We start from the raw sequence: 22,075 nt of genomic DNA on the forward strand, positions 1-22,075 counted from the left end.
TGCTTAGTGAGCGGCGGCGGCCGGCTTGGCGGCGGCGGTGCTGGCCGCGGCGGGTGCGGCAGGAGCGGCAACCACTGCTGGCGCGCCCGGCTTCACCTTCTGGATGCCTTCGACGATCACGCGGTCGCCGGCGGCCAGGCCGGATTTCACCAGCCACTTGTCGCCCAGCGTGCCGGTAGTGGCGATCACGCGCTGCTCGACGATGCCCTGCTGGTTCAGCACCAGCGCGGTGGCTTCGCCCTTCTGGTTGCGGGTCACGCCCTGCTGCGGCACGGCGATGGCCTGCTCGTTGACGCCGTTCTCGACGACGGCGCGCACGAACATGCCCGGCAGCAGGTCATGCTTCGGGTTCGGGAACAGCGCGCGCAGCGTCACGTTGCCGGTGCCCGGGTCCACGGCCACGTCGGCGAACTGCAGCTTGCCTGCCTGTGCATACGTGGAACCGTCGGCCAGCTTCAGCGTGACCTTGCCTTCGGCCTTCGTCACGCCGCCGCCTTCCAGCGATTTCTTCAGGCGCAGCAGGTCTTCGCTCGACTGCGTCACGTCGACATAGATCGGGTCCAGCTGCTGCACGGTGGTCAGCGCGGTTTCCTGGCCGGCCGTCACCAGCGCGCCCGGGGTCACGTTCGAACGGCCGATGCGGCCCGAGATCGGCGCGTGCACCCTGGTGTACTCGACGTTGATGCGGGCCGTCTGCAGTTGCGCCCTGGCCGATTCCACGTCCGCGCGCGCCTGTGCTTCGGCGGCGACCGCGTCGTCGTAATCCTGGCGGCTCACGCCCTCGATTTCCACCAGCTCCTTGTAGCGCTTCACTTTCGGGCCGGCCGTCAGCAGGTTTGCTTCGGCACGCGCCAGCGCGGCCCTGGCGGCGCTGAACGACGCCTGGTACGTGGCCGGATCGATCTGGTACAGCTGGGTGCCGGCCTTGACGTCGGCCCCTTCCGTGAACAGGCGCTTCTGCACGATGCCGGCCACCTGCGGGCGCACTTCGGCAATCTGGAACGCGGACGTGCGGCCCGGCAGTTCCGTCACCACCGGCAGCGCTTCCTGCTTCACGGTGTACACGGCCACCTGCGGCGGCGGCATCTTGCCGCCCGGCGCGCCGGCCTGTTGCTGCTTGTCGGAGTCGCAGCCGGCGGTCAGCGCCGCCGCGCATGCGAGGAAAAGGATGCCGGCGGCTGGCCGGGAAATCGTTGCTGGTGTCATGTGGATTCCGTTTTGGACTTGATTATTCATTATTTATTAGCGACTACTCACTCATTTAATAGCCAAATTTTTCAGGAACAAGCTTTCATGCGTGCGGCAGGAAAATGCGCGCGTAGGCCTTGAAACCGCTGAGCTTGTACTCCTCGGCGCGCGCCGGCTCGCGTGCAACGAAGGCCAGCGTGGCATTGGCGATGGCGAGGAACATTGCATCGCTGAAGTCGGGATGCAGGTGTTCGAACAATTCGCTTTTCGATCCCGCTTCGACCAGCGCCACATCGGGAAACAGCGACAGCTCCTTCTCGCGCGTTTGCGCCGTCAGGATATCCGTCACGCCAAGCTGGTTGATGGCCTTGTTCCAGACCGGATGGGCAATGCCCCAGTCGATATAGGCGTTCCACTGCCCCTGGGCGCGCTGCGCCAGGGGCTGCGACAGGTCCAGTGCTTCGGCAAGCGCGGCGCACATGTGCTCGAACAGGTACAGGTACAGCTCGTTGAAAAGCGCTTCCTTGTTGGGAAAATAGCGGAACAGCGTGCCCTCGGCCACGCCCGCCATGCCCGAGATCATCGCCGTCGGCGCACCGACGCCGCGCTGCGCGATGGCTTCGGCGGCGGCGTGCAGCAGGTGCAGGCGTTTTTCTTCGCTTTTGGGGCGGGCCATGGTGGAAAGTGGGTGAAATTAATGAGTGAGCACTCAGTATAGCAAAAGAAGCCCACCGCCGCAAATGCGTGCGACAGCGCGTCCGCCTCGCATGGACCCTCGTTCCAGTGCAGGCGTACGACAATGGATTGTCATTGTTATAGACATATGTTTTCTCTCCTGCAATAATGCCGTTACTTCCTGCATCAGACGGATCGCGACACGGGATCAGTTGTACCCCTGCCATGAACCAACAGTATCGGAGCTCGACATGCCCCTGACAAACCGTCTTGCCGCCGAGTTTTTCGGCACCATGTGGCTTGTTCTGGGAGGGTGCGGCAGCGCCGTCCTGGCGGCCGCCTTCCCGGAGTTGGGCATCGGCTTTGCCGGCGTTTCACTTGCCTTCGGTCTCACCGTTCTCACGATGGCCTATGCGATCGGCCATGTTTCCGGCTGCCACCTCAATCCTGCCGTCTCGGTGGGACTGGTGATCGGCGGGCGCTTCAAGGCGAAAGACCTGTTGCCGTACATCGTCGCCCAGGTGGCCGGCGCAATCGTGGCAGCCGGCGTGCTGTATCTGATCGCTTCGGGCAAGGCGGGATTCGACGTCTCGGGTGGCTTCGCTTCGAACGGCTATGGCGAGCATTCCCCTGGCGGCTACTCGCTTACCGCTGCCCTGGTATGCGAGTTCGTGATGACGTTCTTCTTCCTGATGATCATTCTCGGCGCGACGGATGAGCGGGCGCCGTCGGGCTTTGCACCGATTGCCATCGGCCTGGCTCTCACCCTGATTCACCTGATTAGCATTCCAGTGACTAACACATCGGTCAATCCCGCACGCAGCACCGGGCCGGCGCTCTTCGTGGGCGGTTGGGCGATATCGCAGCTGTGGCTTTTCTGGATCGCCCCACTGCTGGGTGCAGCGTTAGCGGGTGTCACCTACCGTATTGTCAGCGGTGAACGCAGCCAGGCCGCAGGTATCGAAGGGCCGGCGGACCCCAGCCAGCTTGAAAAAGCCCGGTAATGAGGCAACGTGGTTTGCGGTGTCAGTCGCTGGTGGCCTGTCTGCTGGAGATGGTGGCGGCATCCGCTGCCACGCCTGAGGGCGAAGCGGTGTATCAGTAAGGTGCTTTGGCGCCTGCAGGTGCGCGCGTTCGCGCCTTTGCGCGGCAGGCCGCATCCAGGGCTGATTCGCCCTCGGCAGCCCGGTAATACCCGATCTTTTCCTCCAGCACGCCGGCAGCACTGCGCATCGCTTCGATTTCTGCGAGCACGTCGGCAAGGTGCTTCTCGAGCAGCACGCGGCGCTCCGCGATAGTGGCATCGCCAGCGGCCCGCAAGCTGGCAAACGCGCGCATCTTGCTGATCGGCATGCGCGTGGTGCGCAGCCGCAGCAGGAATTCGATCCAGGCCAGGTCGGCCGCCGCGTAGCGCCGCTGGCCGCCGCCGGCGCGGCCGACCGGCGCAATCAGGCCGATGCGTTCGTAGTAGCGCAGCGTGTGCGCCGTCAGGCCGGTGCGCCGGGCGACTTCGTCGATGCTCAGGTGTGGTTCCATGATGGCGGAAAAAGTGGATGGCCCCGCTACTGTAGGGCCCCCGGCGCCACGGCACAAGCGTTACCGGCCGGGCGCCGCGGGCCGGGCGGCCGGCACCGCTGCTTCCTCCGCCGCCTTCATCGCGGACGTCTGCACGCCCTTCTTCTCGAATACTTCCCTGGCCGCGGCAATGCCGTTCAATGCGCTGGGAAAGCCGGCGTAGACGGCCATCTGCATGACGATTTCCACGATTTCTTCCGGCGTGCAGCCCACGTTCAGCGCGCCTTCGACGTGCACCTTGAGCTGCGGCTGGGCATTGCCCATGGCGGTCAGGGCCGCCACGGTGGCCAGTTCCCGCGTGCACAGCGATACACCCGGACGAGAGAAAACATCGCCGTAGGCGAAGTCGACGATCCAGTCGCCCAGTTCCGGCGACGTGCGGCGGATCGACTCCACCACCGAGCGGCCTTCGGCGCCAGTAATTTTAGCCAGGGCCGCTTCGCCGCGCGCCCGCCGTGCATCCTGTGCCGCAGGTGCTTCCGCCGCGCTGGCCGGCGTATCCGCCAGTGCGCCCGCCAGCAATAAACCCGCCGAGATTGCCGATGTCCTGTTTGCCATTGCTCGTTGCCTCCGTGAATGCCGTGAATACCGTGAGGGGCCGCGCGCGATGGCGCGGGTGCATGGCCTCATGCACCTTCACAGGCTAGGCGTTAGAGCGCGCTCGAAGTCAAGGCAAGTTTGCTGTTACACCAAGTTCGGCCGGCCTGAATTCCAGGGTTTGCGGCAATTCGTCTGCCGGCACCGGCCGGAACAGATGAAACCCCTGCAGTTCGTCGCATTGCAGCGCTTCCAGGATGCGCAGCTGCTCGGCGGTCTCGACGCCCTCGGCCACCACGCGCATGCCCAGCGAATGGGCCATCGTGATGATGGCCCGGAAAAAGACTTCGCCGTTCTCGTCGACGCCCAGCCGGCTGGTGAACGACTTGTCGACTTTCAGCACGTCGAAGGACATATTGTGCAGCATCGACAGCGACGAGTAGCCGGTGCCGAAATCGTCCACCAGCAGTTTGACGCCAAGGGCGTGGATGGCCTGCAGGTTGTCGGCCGTACGGCGCGGATCGACGACCATCGACGACTCGGTGAGCTCGATCTCGACGGACGAGGCATCGATGCCATGGCGATCCATCGCGCCGGCGATGCTTTCGCGGATATCGCGCTCGTTGAACTGGCGGCTCGACACATTGATGGACACCGGCACGCGGCCATACACGCCGTGTGCCCATTGCGCGATCTGCGTGCAGACCAGGTCGATCACCAGTTCTCCCAGGTTCAGGATCAGGCCCGTTTCCTCGGCCAGGCCGATGAATTCGTCCGGCCCCAGCAGGCCTTCGGCCGGGTGGTTCCAGCGCACCAGCGCTTCCAGGCTCGTCACCTTGCCGCTCTTGCAGTCGACCCGCGCCTGGTAATGCATGACAAACTGGTTCTCGGCGATGGCCGCGCGCAATTCCTTCTCGCGCCGGGTGCGCTGGCGCATCGTTTCATGGAATGCCGGATTGAACAGGTGGTAGCGGTTCTTGCCCGAGGTCTTCGCCTGGTACATCGCCAGGTCGGCGTGCTGGTACAGCGTTTCCATGTCCTTCGCATCGACCGGGTACAGGCTGATGCCGATCGACGTGCCGACCGAAGCGGTGCCTTTCGACGTGGAAAACGGCGCATGGAAGGCATGCAGGATGCGTTCGGCCACGTGTTCCGCCTCCGCCTGGTTGCCGACCAGTTCCAGCACGACGACGAATTCGTCGCCGCCGAGGCGTACCACGTGGTCGTTCGGCCGCACCGCCACCTTCAGGCGCTTGCCCACATGCTGCAGCACCTCGTCGCCGGCGCCGTGCCCGAAGGTGTCGTTGACGAGCTTGAAACCGTCCAGGTCGACGAACAGCACGGCCACCTTTGCACCGGCCCGGTCCGCGCGCTCCAGCATGGCCGGCAGGTAGCGGCGGATCCAGGCCCGGTTCGGCAAGCCGGTCAGCAGGTCTTCGTTGCCGCGCCGCTCCAGGTCCGCCACATGCGATTTTTCCAGCGTGACATCGCGCACGGTTACGGCCAGCACATCGTCCGATCTGACCACGCCTACCCTCAGGTGTTGCGGCTCCCGGCGGCTGCCGATCTCCGGCGCGAAATCGTCGCCGGCCGAACCTTGCCGGAACGCCTGGTCCAGCAATTGCCGGAATGGACCCGCGGCCAGGATGCCGTGCATGCCGGACAGGCGCGCGCCGGTCACCGCCTGGCGCGACGAGCCGAGGAATCCGGCGCCCCGCTCATTGCAGTCGATCACGCGGTAATCCTCCGTGGCGCTGCCCGCGCCGACGATGGGCTGGCAAATGAAGAAGCCTTCCGTGCCGCCCTCCGTTGCCTTCCGGTAGGCGGCCTGCGACACTTCGAGCTGGCGCCGCTCGCGGTGGAAGCGCATCGACATCATCGTTGCGATGAACACGAAGACGATCAGCACCAGGTTCGCCCCGGCGGCAACGCGGATCGAGGCGATGCGCCGTTCGTTCAGGGCCGCCTGCGCGTCCGCCTGGTCGGCGGCCGCCAGCACCACGACCGGAAATCCGTCGACGCGTGCCCACGAAATGAAACGGCTGAAGGTGTCGCCGAAATCCTTGCCGGACAAGTAGATGTTTCCTGCCGCGCTATCCAGTGCAAAGCGCAGCGACGGCGGCAGGGCCGGCAGTTGCTGCGCCTGGCCGCCGCCCCGGAAGCCCCTGGCCATGCCGTCGAGCCCGACCGACATGACGAAGCCATGCCTGCCCAGCACGCTGCTGTCGTACGGCGCGATCAGCCCCTCGCTGTCGAGGGCGACGACAACGATGCCGGCGAGCCTGCCGTGGACGTCGAGGATCTTGCGTGAAAAGCGAATGAAGTGCTGCTCCTGCCCCGCCATCGTCCTTGGCGCACCGATGAACAGCATGTCGGCGGGATGGTGTTTCTGTTCGGCGAAGAAAGCCAGGCTGCGCACGCTGTCCAGTTCCTGCTGCGGCCAGGCGGAGCGGTTGTTCGTAAACAGCAAGGCGCCATCGGGGCTGAACACGGAGATGTTGAGGATGGCCTTGTCCGGCCCGATGACTTCGTCGAGCGCCCGCTGCTCCGGCTTGCCGCCGACGGCTTGCCAGTGCGAACCGACCAGCACGAGGATCTGGTCGATCATCGTCAGGTCACGCGACAGCTGCGCGGCCTGGCTTTCGGCCACCCTTGCCGCGGCTTCATAGGCACCGCGCTCGAATTGCAGGCGTTCCGCGTCGAGCACCTGGATCAGGTAGACCCAGCAGGTGCAGGCCACGATCAGGCCGAAGAACGGCCAGGCGAAGACCGGCAAAGCCGCCGCCCGGGTCGTGCGCAGGGCGCGCGATGCGAGCGCAATGCTCTTTGGCCCGTCCATTGATTCCCCTTGCGCGTATTTGCTTACGCGTCTCAAATCCAGTCGAGCCGGTTAAACCTCAACCGTGGATGGGCCAAGCATACGCCTGGGACTTGCAAGCCGCAAGTGTTCCGGAACCGGGAACGGTGCGGGCTTTGGCCGTTCCACTCAATCCCATGAGAATCTCCACTGCCCGCCATCGCTCGATGGTACTTAATCTATTATAGACACCGCTCATGCAGGGTGCCGGGCCGGCTCCGGCGGTCAGCAGTGGCATTCAACGGTGGCAAGTCAAGGGGTAGAAAAGACATGGACGAACCGGCAGGCTGTACACGCCGCGCCTTCCTGGCGACGACGGCAGGCGCATCGCTGGCATTGACGCTGGCGCCCTGCTCGTTGCAAGCACGGCGCATTGACATCGATGCGGGCTTCGCCGATCCGCCGATGCCGGCCAGGCCGCGCATCTGGTGGTTCTGGGGCGAATCCATCACGACCGACGAAGGCATCGCACGCGACCTGGAAGCCTACCGCAAGGCCGGCTTCGGCGGCGTGGTGCTGTACGAGCAGGTGTTCAAGGCGGCGCCGGATTCGCTGGCGAGCCTGTCGCCCGAATGGCTGGCACGGTTGCGTTTCGCCGCCGCGGAATGCGCAAGGCTGGGCCTGGCACTGGAAATCAATGCCGGCAACGGCTACGTGGCCGGCGGGCCGTGGATCACGCCGGCGCTGGGCATGCAGCGGCTGGTGGCCAGCGAAACGCATGTGACGGGAGGTGCGCGCCTCATGCTGAAACTGCGCCAGCCGGAAACCAGCCTGGCGTACTGCCGGGACGTGGCCTGCCTGGCCTGGCCCGCCGCCGCCGGTGCCGCGCCGCTGCCGCTGCCGAAAACCTCCAGCAACGATCCGGACATCGATCTCGATGCACTGTTCGCCAGCGTGCCGGCGGCGGGCGAAGCCGACGCGGGGCGGCGCAAGGCACGCATCCGCCCGCGCGCCGACGGCCAGGCAGTGCTGATCGCATTCGACTACGGCAGCCCGGTGACGCTGCGCAGCCTGACCTTCACGCAACGCAAGAACTCCAAGGCGCCCGTCATCGCCACGCAGGTGCCGGGCCGCTGGGGGCCCGATGCGCTGGGCCAGGGCATGCGCCGCAATCCGCCGCTCGGCACGCTGGAAGCCAGCGCGGACGGCGAGCGGTGGACGGCGGTCGCCGAACTGCCGGCCATGGGCTACCAGCATGGATCGTGGGACCGGCTCACCGTGTCGTTCGCGGCCGCCACGGCGCGCCACTTCCGGCTGAACCTGCGCGGCTGGGGCAGGAACATTCCGGCCAATGACGACGACCTGCTGATCGGCGGACTGGTACTGCGCGGCGCCGCGCGCGTAGACCGCTGGGAGAGCAAGGCCGGCAACCTGGCGGACTTCGCCGATGCCGACCGGACGCCGCGCTACGGCCCGCACGAAGTGGCCGATCCCGCCGCCATCGTGGACCTGAGCGCGCGCCTGGCGCCGGACGGCTCGCTCGACTGGACGCCGCCGCCCGGCGACTGGACCATCCTGCGCCTTGGCCACACGCCCACCGGCGCGCGCACCAAGCACGGCTACCCGGGCGCGCTGGGCCTCGAATGCGACAAGCTGAGCGCGCACGCCACGCGGGTCCAGTTCGAACACTACCTTGGCCCGATCCTGGCGGCGGTGCGTTCGGTGCCGGGCGCGCGCATCGAAGGCATCGGCATCGACAGCGCCGAACACGGCTCGCAGAACTGGACGCCGGATTTCATGGCGCAGTTCCGCAAGCGCCGCGGCTACGCGCTGCTGCCGTACCTGCCGGCGATGGCCGGCATCCCGGTGGCCAGTGCGGGCACCACGGACCGCGTGCTGTTCGACGTGCGCCGCACCATCGCCGACCTGATGAGCGACGAATACTTCGGCACCTTCACGGCGCTCGCCCACGCGGCCGGCATGACGGTCACGGCACAGGCGCCGGGCATCGCCACCTGCCTGCCCAGCGACAACATCCAGGCGAAGGGCCGGGTCGACATCCCGATGGGCGAGTTCTGGGTCAACCAGTTCGGCGGCGAGAGCCAGCCGGAAGGCACGATGGATTGCCGCGAAGCCGCCAGCGCGGCGCACCTGTACAGCAAGCGGCTGGCGGCCGCCGAGGCATTCACGGGCAGCCCGGCGCACATCCACCCTGCCGTACTGAAACCGTTCGCCGATGCCGCGTTCGCGAACGGCATCAACCGCATCGTGGTCCTGGCCGGCAACCACCAGCCCTATGGCGAGCGGCGCAAGCCCGGCGTCACCGAGGATAAATTCTTCCTGCCCTACCAGCGCAACAATACGTGGTGGGAACAGGGTGCGCCGTTCTGGCACATGCTGGGCCGCGCTTCCTACCTGCTGGCACTGGGACAGCCGGTGGCGGACCTGCTGTACCACCTGGGCAGCGACACGCCGCTGAAGATCGCCACCGCGCGCATGCGCCCCGCCCCGCCGCCCGGCCACGACTACGACGTCTGCGGCGACGAGGAACTGCTGCGCGCCAGCGTCGACGATGGCTGCCTCGTCATGCCGGGCGGCATGCGCTACCCGGTGCTCGTGCTGGCCGGCGGCGACGCCATGACGCTGGCGGCCGCCCGCCACGTGCTGGACCTGGTGCGGCGCGGTGCGCGCGTGATCGGCCCGGTGCGGGCGCGGCGCACGCCCACCTTCGCCGATGGCGACGGGGACGTGGAACTGCTGCGCATCGCCGACGATCTATGGGGCGCGGCTCCGCAGCCGGCGCGGGGCGAACGCCGCGTCGGCGCGGGCCTGGTACTGTGGGGCGAGGAACCGGCGGCGCACCTGGCGCGGCTGGGCATCGGCCGGGATTTCCATGCGCCGGGCCTGGACCCGCTGGATATGCTTGCCGTGCACCGCAAAGTGGGCAGCATGGAGTTGTACTTCGTCGCCAACCACCGGCCGCGGTCCGTCACGGTGGAGGCGCTGTTCCGCGATGGCACCGGCACGCCGCAGGCATGGGACCCGGCCACCGGCCGGCGCTACGCACTGCCCGGTGCGCGCACCACGCCGGGCGGCATGTCGGTGCCGCTGCGGCTGGAGCAGCATGCGTCGGTGTTCGTGGTGTTCGGCGTGCCGGCCATGCCGCCGGCGACGCCGCTGCCGGCGCCGCCGCCCCTGATTGCCGATGTCCCCATCCGCCGGACGCTGCGCGGGCCCTGGCAGGTCAGCTTCGACCCTGCCTGGGGCGGTCCCTCGTCGCTGGTGCTGGCGGAACTCGGTTCGTGGTCCGCGCATCCGCTGGACGGCGTGCGCCACTATTCGGGCACGGCGGTCTACCGCAAGGAGTTCGACCTTCCACGGCTGCCGCAAGGGGCCGCATGGCTCGATCTCGGCCAGGTGGAAGTGGCGGCCACCGTGTTCGTCAACGGCATCGAGGCGGCGACGCTGTGGATGGCGCCGTATGCCGCCAACATCGGCCCGCACCTGCGCAAGGGCCGCAACCGGCTCGAGATTCGCGTCACGAACCTGTGGGCGAACCGGCTGATCGCCGATGCCGGCCTGCCTCCCGCACAGCGCGTCGCCTGGACCACCTTCAATCCCTACCGGTCGGGCGATGCGCTGTTTCCTTCGGGCCTGCTGGGGCCCGTCACGCTGCGCCACGGCAGCGCCGCCGGCGGATGACCTGTGGGGGTCCGGGGCACATGCCTGCCGGGTCAGGCCAGCCCGGCCCGATGGGCATTGAGCAGTTCCACGAAGCGGCGTGCCGCCACCCCGAGGGGGCGCCCGCTGGCCCATACCACGTCGACATACAGCCGCAGGACGTTGGTCAGGTTCTGCAGCGGCAGTTGCACCAGGCTGCCGCCCGCTACCGCGTCGCGCACGAAGCCGGACGGCAGCCATGCCCATCCCAGCCCCGCCGCCACGAGGCTCAGCGCCGCCGACGGGCTGTCGGTGCGCCACTGGATCGCCGAGATGGCGAAGCGCTTGTCGACGTGCGGCACATCGCGCCCGGCCACCACGATCTGGCGCTGCGATTGCAGGTCCTCGTCGCGGATGCCGGCGGCGCCCGCTCCGGACAGCATCGGGTGATGCGGCGCCACCACGGCCACCAGCGTCTCCTCGCCGATTTCCTGGAAACTTTCCTCCGCCGTCATGCCGTAGCGCTCGAACACCAGCGCCAGCTGCACCCGCCCGCTTTGCGCCATGGCCAGCGCGTCCTGCTGCGGCGCGGTCAGCACTTCCACCTGCAGCAGCGGGTACTCGCCGGCCAGCTGGCGCAGCGCCTCGCTCCATGGCGCGGCCGCCGCCAGCTCGGGCACGATGGCCAGCGCCAGCGATGTTTCCAGGCCTTGCGTGAAGGCGCGCGCATGCATGTCCAGCCGGTGCAGCTGTTCGACCAGCAGGCGCGCCTGCGGCAGCAGCGCGAGCGCCGCGGCGGTGGGCTTCGGCTCCCGGCCGCCGCGATCGAAAAGCTGCACGCCCAGCTCCGCCTCCAGGCTGGCGATCGCCATGCTGACGGCGGACGGCACCCGGTTCAGCGCACGCGCCGCCGCTGAAAAGGAGCCCCTGTCCACGGCGGCCAGCAGCAGCCGGATGTTGTCAGTATCGAATGCCACGATATACCCTGAAAGATCAACCTATCAAAAATACTGAAAGAACCTGACTTTTAATCTCAGCTTTCACTATATACCATCCCGGCACCGGGCTGGAGATCCAGCCGCTGACAAAGGAAAGATCATGGTGTGGCTGGCATTGGTGGTAGCGGGATTGTTTGAGATAGTTTGGGCGCTGGGCCTGAAATACACGGAAGGGTTCAGCCGGCTGTGGCCGACCGTGGGCACGGTGGCGGCGATGGCCGTGAGCTTCGGCCTGCTGTCGTATGCGATGCGTACGCTGCCGGTCGGCACCGCCTACGCGATCTGGACCGGCATCGGCGCCGTCGGCACGGCCATTGCCGGCATAGTACTGTTCGGCGAATCCGCGTCGGCGGCGCGGCTGTTGTGCATCGCACTGATCGGCGGCGGCATTATCGGCCTGAAACTGGTGAGCGCGCAATGAGCGACACGACCGTGGATATTTCCGCCTATTTCCCTGTCCTGCTGTTCATCTGCGTGGGTATCGCAGTGGGCGTCCTGCCCCAGCTACTTGGGCGGCTCCTCGCGCCGCACCGGCCTGATGCGGAAAAGCTATCCCAGTACGAATGCGGCTTCGAGGCGTTCGGCAATGCACGCATGCAATTCAGTGTGAAGTACTACCTGGTCGCCATCCTGTTCATCCTGTTCGACCTGGAAGTGGTGTTCCTGGTGCCGTGGGCGGCGGCACTCCGCGAGGTCGGCATGACGGGCTACCTGGCCGTGATGGTTTTCCTGGCCCTGGTCACGGTGGGCTTCGTCTACGAGTGGAAGAAAGGCGCGATGGATTGGGAATGACGCCGCCAATGTCGCTGCTGATGCTGAACGTCCTGCTCGGGGTCGGACTGGCGCTGGCTGCCCGGCACGAACACCGTGCCGGCAACCACCGCGTGGCGCGGTTGCTGGGCACGGTGGCGATCGGCGCGGCGGCCGTTACCACCGCCGTCGCCTGGACCGGCTGACGCGGGCATATCGTCAGCGTATGCGTTCCAGCTTGTCACGCAGCGTCGCCTGCGACAGCTCCCCGACGTGCCGCAGCACCAGCCGCCCGGCGCCATCGTAGAACAGCGTAGTGGGATAGGCCACCGAGCCGGTGGCCGCCGCCAGTTGCCCGGCCGGATCGGTCACCACGTTCTGCAATGGCAGCCGCTGGCCGGCCAGGAAGCGGCGTACCGTGTCGGCAGATTCGCGCTGGTTGACGAAGACGAAGCCGATGTCCGCGTTGGCCGCCTGCGCGGCCTGCAGCACCGGCATCTCGCGCCGGCAGGGCGGGCACCAGGTGGCCCACAAATTGATCACCAGCGGCTTGCCGGCAAAGCGCGCCAGCGCGATTTCGGTGCCGTCCAGCTGGCGCACCGCCACGTTCGGCATTGGCGCATGGGGCAGTGCCATCCATTGCACCGCCAGCGTGCCGCCGCCCCATGCCGCCAGCCCGGCCAGCACCGATACCAGCAGCGGACGGCGCAAGGCTTCGCTGCGCCGCACCAGCTCCACGCCGATCACGCAGGCGGCGACCAGTCCGGCCGCCGGCTCGAACCCGCCATCGCGGATGTCGAAGGCGGTCCATGGCGCCGCGGCATAGATGTCGCGGTGCTTGAACACGAACACCAGGCGCGCACACACAAAACCCGCAACGATCATTTTCCACAGCAGCGGGCCGGCATCCACGCCGCGCCGGCGCTGGAACCAGCCGGCCACCCCGGTCGCCAGCAGGATGGCCAGCAATGCCAGCAGGACGTGCACCGGAAACACCAGCGGCCCGAGCGAGACCGCGTTCATGCCCCCGCTCCCTGGCTGGCTTTCTTCCTGAACTGGGCCGCCTTGTGACGGTTGCCGCACAGGGCCATGCTGCACCAGCGGCGCTTGTGCGCCTTGGTGCGGTCGTAGAACCACAGCACGCACTCGGGATGCTCGCATTGCCTGACGAGGGTGAAATCGCCTTCGGCCAGCAGTTGCGCCACCGCCTCCGCGACAGGGCCCAGCAGCGCCGCGATCGCGTCGCCGCGCGGCACGCGGCGCAGCACAAGGCCGCCGGCGGCATCGAGCGCCAGGTGCGGCGCGCTGAGATGGGCGTGCAGGTATGCATTCAATCCGTCCGGAGCGATCGTCTTCCCTTCGCTGCGCCGGCCGATCAGTTCGCGCGCCAGCGTGCGCAGCGCCAGCGCATGCGCCAGCAGCGCGGCCGGATCGGCCGCCGCGGCGCCAGGAGCCGGAACGATCCCCTGCCGCGCCAGCCAGCGCAGCACGTCGCCGCCGCCGTGCCAGAACTCGACGGCCGCGCCATCGTCGCGGGCTTCGGTATTGAGCAGGTCCAGCGCCAGGTGATCGGCCAGCAGCGGCGCATCGGCCGGCGGGTGTTCCGCGTTCGACATGGAAGTAACCTTTAAAAATTAGATTGACAGGTTACGAAAGGCGGCGCACACTCCGGCTTACATAACCATTTAAATGAAATTATACAGGTTATCCCAGCCAACCCCGATCCGCATACCCGAGGAGAAGTCATGAACGCACTCACCGCCAGCGCCACCGCAGATGCCACCAAAGTCCGCTACCGCACGATCGACATCGACGGGGTCGACCTGTTCTACCGCGAGGCCGGCGCACCAGACGCGCCGGCGGTGCTGCTGCTGCACGGCTTCGGCGCCTCGTCGCACATGTTTCGCGAGCTGATCCCGCAACTGGCCGGCAGCTACCACGTGATCGCGCCCGACCTGCCGGGCTTCGGGCAGACCAGCGTGCAGGCCGGCTTCGCCTGGACCTTCGACAACCTGGCCAGCGTGATCGACGCCTTCACCCGCGCCAAGGGGCTGGAACGCTATGCCATCTACGTGTTCGACTACGGCGCCCCGGTGGGCTGGCGCCTGGCCGTGAACAATCCGGAGAAAATCACCGCGATCGTCAGCCAGAACGGCAACGGATATGAGGAAGGGTTGAGCGCGGGCTGGGCGCCGATGCGCCAGGCATGGGCCGAGCCGAGCGCCGCCAACCGCGAAGCGCTGCGCGCATTCAACACGCTGGAGATGCTGCGCTGGCAGTACGTGGAAGGCGTGGAAGGCGCGGAAGGCGCGGACGTTTCCCTGATCGCGCCGGAAACCTGGCAGCTGGCCCATGCGGCCATCGAACGCATCGGCGTCGACGCGCAGATGGACCTGCTGCTCGACTATGGCAGCAACATCGCGCATTACGCGCAGTTGCATGCGTTCTTCCGCCGCTACCAGCCGCCGACGCTGGCGATCTGGGGCAGCAACGATCCGTTCTTCCTGCCGGCCGGCGCCGAAGCCTTCAGGCGCGACAACGGCAAGGCCGAGGTACGCTTCGTCGATTCGGGCCACTTCGCCATCGAGACGCATGGGCGGGAGATCGGCGAGGCGATGCTGGAGTTCCTCGGGCGCAGCGTGGCGCGCTGAAGAAGGCAGTCATCCTCCGGCCGATGCCGGCCGGAAGGACTGGATCAGTGCACCGGCAGCAGCTTGTGCCCCGCGGCGGCCGCGTGGCCCTGCGCGACGAATTCGCGCAGCCGGAAACTGCCGACGGCCTGCGACAGGCCGGCCGCCTGAGCGCCAGGATATTGGTCTGGAACGCGATGCCGTCGATCACGCCGGTGATATCAGGATGCCCACCTCGTCGTGGATGGATGATTCCTATCGGCAATAGGTAACTTTCCTTTGGAAAGTGTGTCCAGCGAAAGCTGCAAATCCATGATCTTTGCTAATCGCTTTGTCGGCATTTGTCGGCTGCGGCGCACACAGTTGGCAAGGCGGCATGGCCGATGTGCACGCATGGTTGTGTGTTTAACAAACGGGATACGGCAACGGCAGTACCCTTATGTTTTCTGGCGTACAAAAGCAGCCTCGGCTGTGGGGCGCCGTACAACCAGGTGAGCGAGTGCTATGAAAAGAAACTCCAGGGCTCTCAAGATCGGGGGCGCCGTTCTCGCGGCAATCGTGGGATTGCTGATCCTGTTCGCGCTGTTCGACTGGAACATGCTGCGGCCATACATCAACCGTAAAGTCTCCGAGACCACAGGGCGCGAATTCGCCATCCAGGGCAACCTGGACGTGAAGTTCCACCGTGGCCTCGACAGCGAGACGGGCTGGCGCCGCTATGTGCCGCGGCCCTATGTCAGCGCGGAAGACATCCGCATGAGCAACCCGGCGTGGAGCACCGTCGGCCAGCAGATGGCGACAGCGAAACGGGTGGACATGGGCTTCCGCATCCTGCCGCTGCTGGGCAAGGAGTTCGTCATTACCGACCTGCGGCTGGCCGAGCCGAACGTGGCGCTGCAGCGCCGCAAGGACGGCAGCAATTCGTGGACGCTGAAGGACAACGGCCCCTCCGAATGGGAAGTCGACATCCAGCGGCTGGCGTTCTCCAGCGGCACGCTGCGCTACCTGGACGACGCGATCGACCTGGACATGCGCGCGGACGCCAGATCCATCAATGGCAATACCACGCCCGCCGCGAAGGGCGCGCAGCCCTACGGCCTGGCGTTCACGCTGGGCGGCAGGTACAACAAGGCGCCGGTCACGGGCGGCGGCAAGGCCGGCGCGGTGCTGACGCTGACCGGTTCGGACATCACGTTCCCGGTCGAAGCCAACGCCGATCTCGGCGGCAACCGCGTCAGCGTGAAAGGCACGCTGAGCGATCCCAAAACGCTGTCCGGCATGGACCTGCAACTGAAGCTGGCGGGGCAAAGCATGCGCGACCTGTATCCGCTGACCGGCGTGCTGCTGCCGCAAACGCCACCGTACTCGACGCAGGGCCGGCTGCTGGGCGAAAAGAACGATGCCGGTGCGTGGACGTTCACGTACCAGAAATTCAGCGGCAAGGTCGGCGCCAGCGATATCGCCGGCACGCTGTCCTATTCGCAGCGCAAGCCCCGCGCCCTGCTGCGCGGCGAGCTGACGTCGCAACAGCTGCGCCTGGCGGATCTTGGGCCTTCGGTGGGCGCCGACACCGGCGCCGGCACGAAACAGGCCGGCAAGGTCAAGGCACCGGCGGCCGGCAAGGCACTGCCGGTCGACGAATTCGACACGTCGAAATGGGGCGCGCTCGACGCGGACGTAAAATTCACCGGCAAGCGCATCGTTCGCACCAACGACATCCCGCTGCGGGACCTCGTGGCCGACCTGCACATGAAGGACAAGGTCCTGAAGCTCACGCCTCTGCAGTTCGGCATGGCGGGCGGCCAGGTGATCTCCAATATCTCCCTCGACGGGCGCCAGAAGTCCATCGACGCGCAGGCTCGCGTGGCCGCGCGGCACCTGAAGATCAACCAGCTGTTCCCGAAACTGGAATCGATGCGCGGCAGCTTCGGCGAGATCAACGGCGACGCGGCGCTGGCCGGCAAGGGCAATACGGTGGCATCGATGCTGGCCACGTCGAACGGCGAACTCAATGCCGTGGTGACCGAGGGCTCGGTCAGCCAGTTCATGCTGGAACTGGCCGGCCTGAACGTGGCCAACGCGGTCTTCGTGAAGGTGTTCGGCGACAAGCAGATCAACATGAACTGCCTGGCCGCCGAAGCGGCGGTGCGCAACGGCCGGGCCAACGTCCAGCGCTTCGTGCTCGATACGGACGAAGCGGTGGTGGACGTGAGCGGCTATGTGGACCTGGCGCAGGAACAGCTGAACCTGGACGTGCGGCCGAAAACCAAGGGCACGCGCATCTTCTCGCTGCGCACGCCGCTGTATGCGAAGGGCACGTTCGCCGATCCGGACGTGGGGCCGTACAAGGGCCCGCTGGCGCTGAAGGCCGGCGCGGCCGTCGCACTGGCCGCAGTGTCGCCGCTGGCGGCGGTACTGCCGCTGGTGAATGTCACCAAGGTGCCGGATACCAACTGCAAGGCGGCGATTGCCGAGGCGGAGAAGAAGCCGCAAGTGCGCGAGCTGCCCAAGTCCGCCGCGAAGAAGTGATGCCGGCCATGATACAGTCCCGTCCCCATGGCCGCGATGGCCCCGCTCCATAACGATCGATGACGAATCCCCACCAGTACGAACAGCACGAGATCGACGCGGTGTACCGCGCGATCCGGGAGCGCCGCGACATGCGCCACTTCCTGCCCGACCCGATCGATCCCGCGCAACTGGCGCGCTTCATCGGTGCCGCGCATGCCGCGCCCAGCGTCGGCTACATGCAGCCATGGCGGTTCCTGCGGATTACGGATGGCGCATTGCGCCGCGCGCTGCACGCCCATGTCGATGCGGAGCGCGTGCTCACCGCCGAAGCGCTGGGCGAGCGGTCCGGAGAGTTCATGCGCCTGAAGGTCGAGGGTATCCTGTCGTGCGGCGAGCTGCTCGTCGTCGGCCTGGCCGAGGGCCGCGAGCGCTATGTATTCGGGCGCCGCACGATGCCGGAAATGGACCTGGCGTCGGCCTCGTGCGCGATCCAGAACTTCTGGCTGGCGGCGCGCGCCGAGGGCATCGGCGTGGGCTGGGTATCGCTGTTCGATCCCGAGCAGGTGCGCGCGCTGTGCGGCATGCCGGAAGGCGCCCGCCCCATCGCCCTGCTGTGCGTCGGGCATGTCGACGCGTTCTACCCGGAGCCGATGCTGCAGGCGGAGCGCTGGGACAGCCGGCGCGATATCGGCGAACTCCTGTACGACAATGCGTGGGGCGTGCCGGCCGTTCCCCACGCGGACTGACGGGCGATGCGCGTCTCTCCTGCCCGCCGTCAGAAGTTGTACGCGGCACGCACGCCGTAGGTGCGCGGATCGTTGAGGAAGAACGAACCCGGCACCCGGCTTTCGATCTTGACCGTGTCCTCGATGTTCTTCACGAACAGCTGGACATTCCAGGTACCGTCCGGATTGGCATAGCCGATCGACGCGTCGGACTTCCAGTACGACGGCTGGCGGTAGCGGATGCCTTCGACCGGGTCGCTGATGTAGTACGACGTCGAGTGCCGCGTGTTGACGGAAGCGGTGATCTCGCCGCCGTTGGCCACCGCGAAATGGTGCGTGTAGCCCATGCCGACCGTCGACGTCGGCGCCCGGTCCAGCTTCTGGCCGGAGAAATCGATCGTCGCGGTCGGATGGTATTGCTTGTATTTCGCATCCGTGAAGGCCAGGCTGGCGCGCAGCGTGCCGTCGCCGAGCACCCGCAGCTGGCCCTCGAACTCGGCGCCGTCCACTTCCGAGTTGGCCGCGTTCGCCGTGAACGAGTGGCACGATGCCGGATCGTTGGTGCGGCAGGTGGTCGTCGTCAGCTGCTGGTCTTCATAGGCATAGTGGAACACGTTGGCCGACAGCTGCAGGCGGTTCTCCAGGAAGCGGCCCTTGATGCCCGCTTCGTACGCCTTCAGCGTCTCCGGGCGGTACACGCCGGTATCGCGCTCGGCATTGAAGCCGCCGGCCTTGTAGCCGGTCGAGATGCTGCCGTACACCATCACATTGGACCGCAGGTCGTGGTCGACGCCGATCTTCCAGCTGGTATTGCTGAAACGGACGTCTTCCGAATACGCCTTCGAGCTTTCGGTAGCCGGCGCCACCGCCGCTTCGCCGCTCAGCGGATCGTAGCCGGACTTGCGGTCGCGGGTGCGGCGCACGCCGACGATCACGCGGGTATCGTCGCGCACCGCATACGTGGCCTGCCCGAACGCCGCCGTCGACTTGTTGTTCAGCGTGGCCAGGAACGGCAGCACGATGTTGAACTGGCCGAACGGCGCCGTCACGTAGGTGGTGTAGGCGGCGCGGCGGAAGATGTCCTCGTCGAACTTGTACACGCCGGCCACCCAGCGCAGCGGCCCGGTGCCGGTGGAATTGAGCCGGAACTCATGCGAGACCGCATCGCTGTCGCCCACGTTCAGCGTGGTGAACGGGAAGCCGAAGTAGACACCGTTGTTCAGCTGGTCCAGGTTCAGCGACATCTTCGCCAGCTGGTACGTCAGGTCCACGGCGCCCAGGCGCGTCTTGAATTCGCCGCGCAGCGACGTGGCTTCGTTGTCGCGGTGCGAGTTGGCGTCCTGCTTGAATCCCCAGTAGGCGGTGCGCTGCACGTCGTTGCCGCGGTCGACGTAGACCGGGTCCTTGATGTGGTTGCCCCGGCCGGCCGGCGTGAAGCCCAGCGTGCCGATCAGTTCGCCGTCGAAGAAATTGGTGATCGGCACCGGCGACGAGGCGCCGCCGCCGATCTTGTTTTTCTCGGCCGTCAGCAGCAGGCTGGTGTCCTTGCCGAAATTGCCCAGCAGGTGCAGGCGCGCCGACTTGTCGTCCTGGCTTTCCAGCTCGATCGTGTTCGGACCGGCGTTGTAGTACGTGTCGTGACGGTTGGTGTTGATGGCGGCGCGCATCGCCCAGTTGTCGCCGATCGGCACGTTCAGCATCGCATCGACGCGGCGCGTGCTGTAGTTGCCCAGTTCGACGCCGACCTTGCCTTCCAGCTTGCGGGTCGGCTTGTTCGTGATCAGGTTGATCGCGCCGGCGGTGGCGTTGCGGCCATACAGCGTGCCCTGCGGGCCGCGCAGCACTTCGATCCGGTCCAGGTCGAAGAACGCGGCGGCCTGCGCTTCGTAGCGCGGGATATAGGCGCCATCGACGTGGAACGCGGCCGACGGGTCGCCCTTTTCCGTCATGTCCAGGCTCGTCACGCCGCGGATCGACACCTGCAGCATGCCGCTCTCCTGGGCGATTTCCACGTTGGGCAGCGATTCGGCCAGCGCACGCGGATCGTTGGTGCCGGCGTTCTTCAGGTCGTCGCCGGAGATGACGGACAGCGCCAGCGGCGTCTTGCTGGCCGGCTGCGCCACCTTCTGCGCGGTGATGATCACCTCGGCGATGGCACCGCGGTCCGGCCGCGCTTCCTGGCTGGCGTCACCGGCCTGCGCGGCGGCGCCGCCGGCCAGCGACAGGCAGCCTGCCGCGCAAAGGGCCTGGGTGATCGAGCTGAGCTTGGGGTGTTTCATTTTCGTCTCCTGGTCATCCGGCAGCTTGGAATCCGCCGTTAAGTTCTGTGTTTGTGCGAAAAATGATAGTTGCTGGACTGCCCGTTTCGGTGTGCCTTCCAGTGTGATTGTTTGGATGGCTGGCATCGATACGGTGAATACACAAGCATGCGCGGCGGACGCACGCGGACGTCGCCGCGCCCGCACGGCGTCAGGCCATGCGTGCCGCGCGGTGGCGCCGGTCAGTTGGAATACGTTGCCTGCCCCGCCGATGCGCGGCGGTGCCGGGACAGCTTCAGTGCGCGGCCATCGATGGCGCGGCGGCGAACAGGCCCGCCGTGCCCGCGGCCGCGGTGGTCAGGGCTGCGTGGCGCCGATGTTGGCACCGACGTTGGCGCCGATCGTGCAGCTCGTGACCGGGCTCCACGGCAGGTAGGAGATGCGCAGCTGCACCGCCGCCGTCACCTGGTGTTCACCGGCGGGCAGGCCGCCGGGCTGCAGTACCGATACCTGCGCCACTTCGCCGAATTCCCACCGCTCCACGTACTCGGTCTCCAGTTCGTCGAGGGTGTAGGTGCGACCGCGCACCGTGAAGCGCACCTGCTCGCGCGGCACCTTTTCGCCGTCCACGGTCAGCGCGATATCCTCGACGGCCGACAGGATCTGGCCGCGGTAATACGGCAGGCGCACGCCCAGTTGCCAGCCGGTGCCGTCGTCCGCGTTGCGCACGCTGCCGGGATAGATGATGTGCTGGTCGTACATGGTTTTCTCCTTGTTATTCAGTCTTCGCCAAGCAGGCGCTTGAACATTTCCTGCTGCCGCCGTACCTGTTCGCGGCCATCGACCTCGAACGCGTCCTCGATATGGCGCTGGCCCTCGTATTCGCTGGACAGGTGGCCCTGGTAGCCCCCTTCGACCAGTACCGCGACGATCTCGTCGTAAGGGATGGCCGGTTCGCGGCCGCTGTCGTCGATCTCGTAGAACTTGGCGTGGATGTTGAAGATCCACGGCATGAATTCGAGCATGCGGCGCGGATTGCTCCAGATGTTGTGGCGCAGCGTCTCGGCCATCTGCAGGTCCACGGCATTGCCGCCCAGCTTGCGCACGTCCATCAGCACGTAGTCTGCCAGCACGCGCGCGGCATGCGCTTCGAGGATGTGTTCGACGATCTTCGGCGTGGCGCCCATGCGCAGGAAGCGGTCGCGGAATACCGGCGGGTAGTGTTTCGTGTACATGCCCATGTCCGGCACGTAGCCCACGTGGTCGGAACCGGTGGCGCGCGTCAGCTCCGTGTAGCGCAGGATCCACGGATGGTCGAAGTGGAACGGCGAATGCACCTCGATGCCCATCCGCACGTCGAGCTCCTCGGCCAGCGGCACGCAGGCCACCACCACTTCGGGCGGCGTATTGACGATCACGCGCACGTTGCGGCAGCCGAGGCGCTTGGCGAAACGCAGGTCGCGCTGCAGCGACGCCACCATCTCGTCGAAGTTCAGCCTGCGGTCCTTGTAGAGCTTCACGTCGAGGAACATGTCATGGCACTGCGCATACGCGCCATGCCGTTCCAGCGACGCGAACCAGCCGTCGATCTGCCGTTGCGGCACGTCGGGGAAGCCGGTGAACGATTGTTCGCTGACGACTTCGATGCCGCGCGCGCCGAGGCCGGCGGCATGGGCGATGCAGTCGTCGAGGGTCATCCTGCGCAGGAACGTCTCGTACTGGTAGCTGTACAGGGAGACGCCGCGCTTGATGTCGTGGGGTTTGCTCATAG

Annotated in this window: 19 protein-coding genes; 8 read left to right on the top strand and 11 right to left on the bottom strand. The window is 66.7% G+C overall.

Translation table 11 applies throughout. From position 1 onward, the window contains the following. Nucleotides 1–3: 3 nt before the first annotated feature. Both ACY34H_RS12495 and ACY34H_RS12500 read right to left on the bottom strand, forming a co-directional pair. Entirely contained in the window at nucleotides 4–1,206 is a 1,203-nt protein-coding gene (locus ACY34H_RS12495) for an efflux RND transporter periplasmic adaptor subunit (protein ID WP_464977823.1), read from the bottom strand. 85 nt (nucleotides 1,207–1,291) lie between these two features. Beyond that, nucleotides 1,292–1,864 carry a TetR/AcrR family transcriptional regulator gene (locus tag ACY34H_RS12500; RefSeq protein WP_464977824.1) on the bottom strand — a complete coding sequence of 191 codons (573 nt, stop codon included), beginning with the start codon at nucleotides 1,862–1,864 and terminating at the stop codon, nucleotides 1,292–1,294. A gap of 250 nt (nucleotides 1,865–2,114) precedes the next feature. Between ACY34H_RS12500 and aqpZ the strand changes: the two genes are divergently transcribed. Further along, a complete protein-coding gene (gene aqpZ / locus ACY34H_RS12505; RefSeq protein WP_464977825.1) occupies nucleotides 2,115–2,867 on the top strand; it encodes an aquaporin Z in 753 nt (250 codons plus the stop codon). A 94-nt stretch (nucleotides 2,868–2,961) separates the two neighbouring features. Here the strand turns inward: aqpZ and ACY34H_RS12510 are convergent, their stop codons facing one another. From ACY34H_RS12510 to ACY34H_RS12520, 3 genes are all read right to left on the bottom strand, one after another. Further along, the gene (locus tag ACY34H_RS12510; RefSeq protein ID WP_464977826.1) at nucleotides 2,962–3,399 is read right to left on the bottom strand and encodes a MerR family transcriptional regulator; all 438 of its coding nucleotides are present in this window, start codon (nucleotides 3,397–3,399) and stop codon (nucleotides 2,962–2,964) included. Between the two features lie 60 nt (nucleotides 3,400–3,459). Beyond that, nucleotides 3,460–3,996 carry a carboxymuconolactone decarboxylase family protein gene (locus ACY34H_RS12515; RefSeq protein ID WP_464977827.1) on the bottom strand — a complete coding sequence of 179 codons (537 nt, stop codon included), beginning with the start codon at nucleotides 3,994–3,996 and terminating at the stop codon, nucleotides 3,460–3,462. 109 nt (nucleotides 3,997–4,105) lie between these two features. Next, entirely contained in the window at nucleotides 4,106–6,814 is a 2,709-nt protein-coding gene (locus ACY34H_RS12520; protein WP_464977828.1) for a bifunctional diguanylate cyclase/phosphodiesterase, read from the bottom strand. Between the two features lie 288 nt (nucleotides 6,815–7,102). Between ACY34H_RS12520 and ACY34H_RS12525 the strand changes: the two genes are divergently transcribed. Beyond that, nucleotides 7,103–10,474, top strand: coding sequence for a glycosyl hydrolase (locus ACY34H_RS12525; protein WP_464977829.1), 3,372 nt, complete (start codon nucleotides 7,103–7,105; stop codon nucleotides 10,472–10,474). Between the two features lie 32 nt (nucleotides 10,475–10,506). Here the strand turns inward: ACY34H_RS12525 and ACY34H_RS12530 are convergent, their stop codons facing one another. After that, nucleotides 10,507–11,409, bottom strand: a complete 903-nt coding sequence (locus tag ACY34H_RS12530; protein WP_464977830.1) for a LysR family transcriptional regulator — start codon at nucleotides 11,407–11,409, stop codon at nucleotides 10,507–10,509. A 121-nt stretch (nucleotides 11,410–11,530) separates the two neighbouring features. On the opposite strand from ACY34H_RS12530, the gene sugE reads away from it, so the two are divergent. From sugE to ACY34H_RS12545, 3 genes are read left to right on the top strand one after another with little or no spacing between them, the layout of a single operon-like run. Continuing rightward, the gene (gene sugE / locus ACY34H_RS12535) at nucleotides 11,531–11,851 is read left to right on the top strand and encodes a quaternary ammonium compound efflux SMR transporter SugE (RefSeq protein WP_464977831.1); all 321 of its coding nucleotides are present in this window, start codon (nucleotides 11,531–11,533) and stop codon (nucleotides 11,849–11,851) included. After that, complete coding sequence (locus ACY34H_RS12540; RefSeq protein ID WP_464977832.1) at nucleotides 11,848–12,222, top strand: NADH-quinone oxidoreductase subunit A; 375 nt, start codon at nucleotides 11,848–11,850, stop codon at nucleotides 12,220–12,222. Before sugE ends, ACY34H_RS12540 begins: the two co-directional genes overlap by 4 nt. Next, on the top strand, nucleotides 12,219–12,386 hold the full coding sequence (locus ACY34H_RS12545) for a hypothetical protein (protein WP_464977833.1): 168 nt from the start codon (nucleotides 12,219–12,221) through the stop codon (nucleotides 12,384–12,386). The genes ACY34H_RS12540 and ACY34H_RS12545 overlap by 4 nt, the downstream gene beginning before the upstream one ends. A 13-nt stretch (nucleotides 12,387–12,399) precedes the next feature. Here the strand turns inward: ACY34H_RS12545 and ACY34H_RS12550 are convergent, their stop codons facing one another. Together ACY34H_RS12550 and ACY34H_RS12555 are read right to left on the bottom strand one after the other, a co-directional pair. Then, nucleotides 12,400–13,203, bottom strand: coding sequence for a TlpA family protein disulfide reductase (locus ACY34H_RS12550; RefSeq protein WP_464977834.1), 804 nt, complete (start codon nucleotides 13,201–13,203; stop codon nucleotides 12,400–12,402). Further along, nucleotides 13,200–13,796, bottom strand: coding sequence for a CGNR zinc finger domain-containing protein (locus tag ACY34H_RS12555; RefSeq protein ID WP_464977835.1), 597 nt, complete (start codon nucleotides 13,794–13,796; stop codon nucleotides 13,200–13,202). Before ACY34H_RS12555 ends, ACY34H_RS12550 begins: the two co-directional genes overlap by 4 nt. Before the next feature lie 129 nt (nucleotides 13,797–13,925). Between ACY34H_RS12555 and ACY34H_RS12560 the strand changes: the two genes are divergently transcribed. The 3 genes from ACY34H_RS12560 to bluB all read left to right on the top strand — a co-directional run bounded on the left by ACY34H_RS12560 (nucleotide 13,926) and on the right by bluB (nucleotide 18,067). Beyond that, the gene (locus tag ACY34H_RS12560) at nucleotides 13,926–14,831 is read left to right on the top strand and encodes an alpha/beta fold hydrolase (RefSeq protein ID WP_464977836.1); all 906 of its coding nucleotides are present in this window, start codon (nucleotides 13,926–13,928) and stop codon (nucleotides 14,829–14,831) included. Between the two features lie 483 nt (nucleotides 14,832–15,314). After that, complete coding sequence (locus ACY34H_RS12565) at nucleotides 15,315–17,339, top strand: AsmA family protein (protein WP_464977837.1); 2,025 nt, start codon at nucleotides 15,315–15,317, stop codon at nucleotides 17,337–17,339. A gap of 59 nt (nucleotides 17,340–17,398) precedes the next feature. Continuing rightward, nucleotides 17,399–18,067 carry a 5,6-dimethylbenzimidazole synthase gene (gene bluB / locus ACY34H_RS12570; RefSeq protein WP_464977838.1) on the top strand — a complete coding sequence of 223 codons (669 nt, stop codon included), beginning with the start codon at nucleotides 17,399–17,401 and terminating at the stop codon, nucleotides 18,065–18,067. Between the two features lie 29 nt (nucleotides 18,068–18,096). Here bluB and ACY34H_RS12575 read toward each other — a convergent pair whose 3' ends face one another. The 3 genes from ACY34H_RS12575 to ACY34H_RS12585 all read right to left on the bottom strand — a co-directional run bounded on the left by ACY34H_RS12575 (nucleotide 18,097) and on the right by ACY34H_RS12585 (nucleotide 22,073). After that, nucleotides 18,097–20,325, bottom strand: coding sequence for a TonB-dependent receptor (locus ACY34H_RS12575; RefSeq protein WP_464977839.1), 2,229 nt, complete (start codon nucleotides 20,323–20,325; stop codon nucleotides 18,097–18,099). Between the two features lie 336 nt (nucleotides 20,326–20,661). Then, the gene (locus tag ACY34H_RS12580; RefSeq protein ID WP_464977840.1) at nucleotides 20,662–21,066 is read right to left on the bottom strand and encodes a C-glycoside deglycosidase beta subunit domain-containing protein; all 405 of its coding nucleotides are present in this window, start codon (nucleotides 21,064–21,066) and stop codon (nucleotides 20,662–20,664) included. A 17-nt stretch (nucleotides 21,067–21,083) separates the two neighbouring features. Beyond that, on the bottom strand, nucleotides 21,084–22,073 hold the full coding sequence (locus ACY34H_RS12585) for a sugar phosphate isomerase/epimerase family protein (protein WP_464977841.1): 990 nt from the start codon (nucleotides 22,071–22,073) through the stop codon (nucleotides 21,084–21,086). Nucleotides 22,074–22,075 lie beyond the last annotated feature (2 nt).

Source organism: Pseudoduganella sp. jia 9 (assembly GCF_055502615.1).

Bases quoted from the DNA above. Each gene is read 5' to 3' on its own strand.
- ACY34H_RS12510 (WP_464977826.1), bottom strand. From the start codon at position 3,399: ATGGAACCACACCTGAGCATCGACGAAGTCGCCCGGCGCACCGGCCTG.
- ACY34H_RS12585 (WP_464977841.1), bottom strand. From the start codon at position 22,073: ATGAGCAAACCCCACGACATCAAGCGCGGCGTCTCCCTGTACAGCTAC.
- ACY34H_RS12520 (WP_464977828.1), bottom strand. From the start codon at position 6,814: ATGGACGGGCCAAAGAGCATTGCGCTCGCATCGCGCGCCCTGCGCACG.
- ACY34H_RS12565 (WP_464977837.1), top strand. From the start codon at position 15,315: ATGAAAAGAAACTCCAGGGCTCTCAAGATCGGGGGCGCCGTTCTCGCG.
- bluB (WP_464977838.1), top strand. From the start codon at position 17,399: ATGACGAATCCCCACCAGTACGAACAGCACGAGATCGACGCGGTGTAC.
- ACY34H_RS12515 (WP_464977827.1), bottom strand. From the start codon at position 3,996: ATGGCAAACAGGACATCGGCAATCTCGGCGGGTTTATTGCTGGCGGGC.
- aqpZ (WP_464977825.1), top strand. From the start codon at position 2,115: ATGCCCCTGACAAACCGTCTTGCCGCCGAGTTTTTCGGCACCATGTGG.
- ACY34H_RS12500 (WP_464977824.1), bottom strand. From the start codon at position 1,864: ATGGCCCGCCCCAAAAGCGAAGAAAAACGCCTGCACCTGCTGCACGCC.
- ACY34H_RS12540 (WP_464977832.1), top strand. From the start codon at position 11,848: ATGAGCGACACGACCGTGGATATTTCCGCCTATTTCCCTGTCCTGCTG.
- ACY34H_RS12575 (WP_464977839.1), bottom strand. From the start codon at position 20,325: ATGAAACACCCCAAGCTCAGCTCGATCACCCAGGCCCTTTGCGCGGCA.
- sugE (WP_464977831.1), top strand. From the start codon at position 11,531: ATGGTGTGGCTGGCATTGGTGGTAGCGGGATTGTTTGAGATAGTTTGG.
- ACY34H_RS12560 (WP_464977836.1), top strand. From the start codon at position 13,926: ATGAACGCACTCACCGCCAGCGCCACCGCAGATGCCACCAAAGTCCGC.
- ACY34H_RS12550 (WP_464977834.1), bottom strand. From the start codon at position 13,203: ATGAACGCGGTCTCGCTCGGGCCGCTGGTGTTTCCGGTGCACGTCCTG.
- ACY34H_RS12495 (WP_464977823.1), bottom strand. From the start codon at position 1,206: ATGACACCAGCAACGATTTCCCGGCCAGCCGCCGGCATCCTTTTCCTC.
- ACY34H_RS12555 (WP_464977835.1), bottom strand. From the start codon at position 13,796: ATGTCGAACGCGGAACACCCGCCGGCCGATGCGCCGCTGCTGGCCGAT.
- ACY34H_RS12525 (WP_464977829.1), top strand. From the start codon at position 7,103: ATGGACGAACCGGCAGGCTGTACACGCCGCGCCTTCCTGGCGACGACG.
- ACY34H_RS12580 (WP_464977840.1), bottom strand. From the start codon at position 21,066: ATGTACGACCAGCACATCATCTATCCCGGCAGCGTGCGCAACGCGGAC.
- ACY34H_RS12545 (WP_464977833.1), top strand. From the start codon at position 12,219: ATGACGCCGCCAATGTCGCTGCTGATGCTGAACGTCCTGCTCGGGGTC.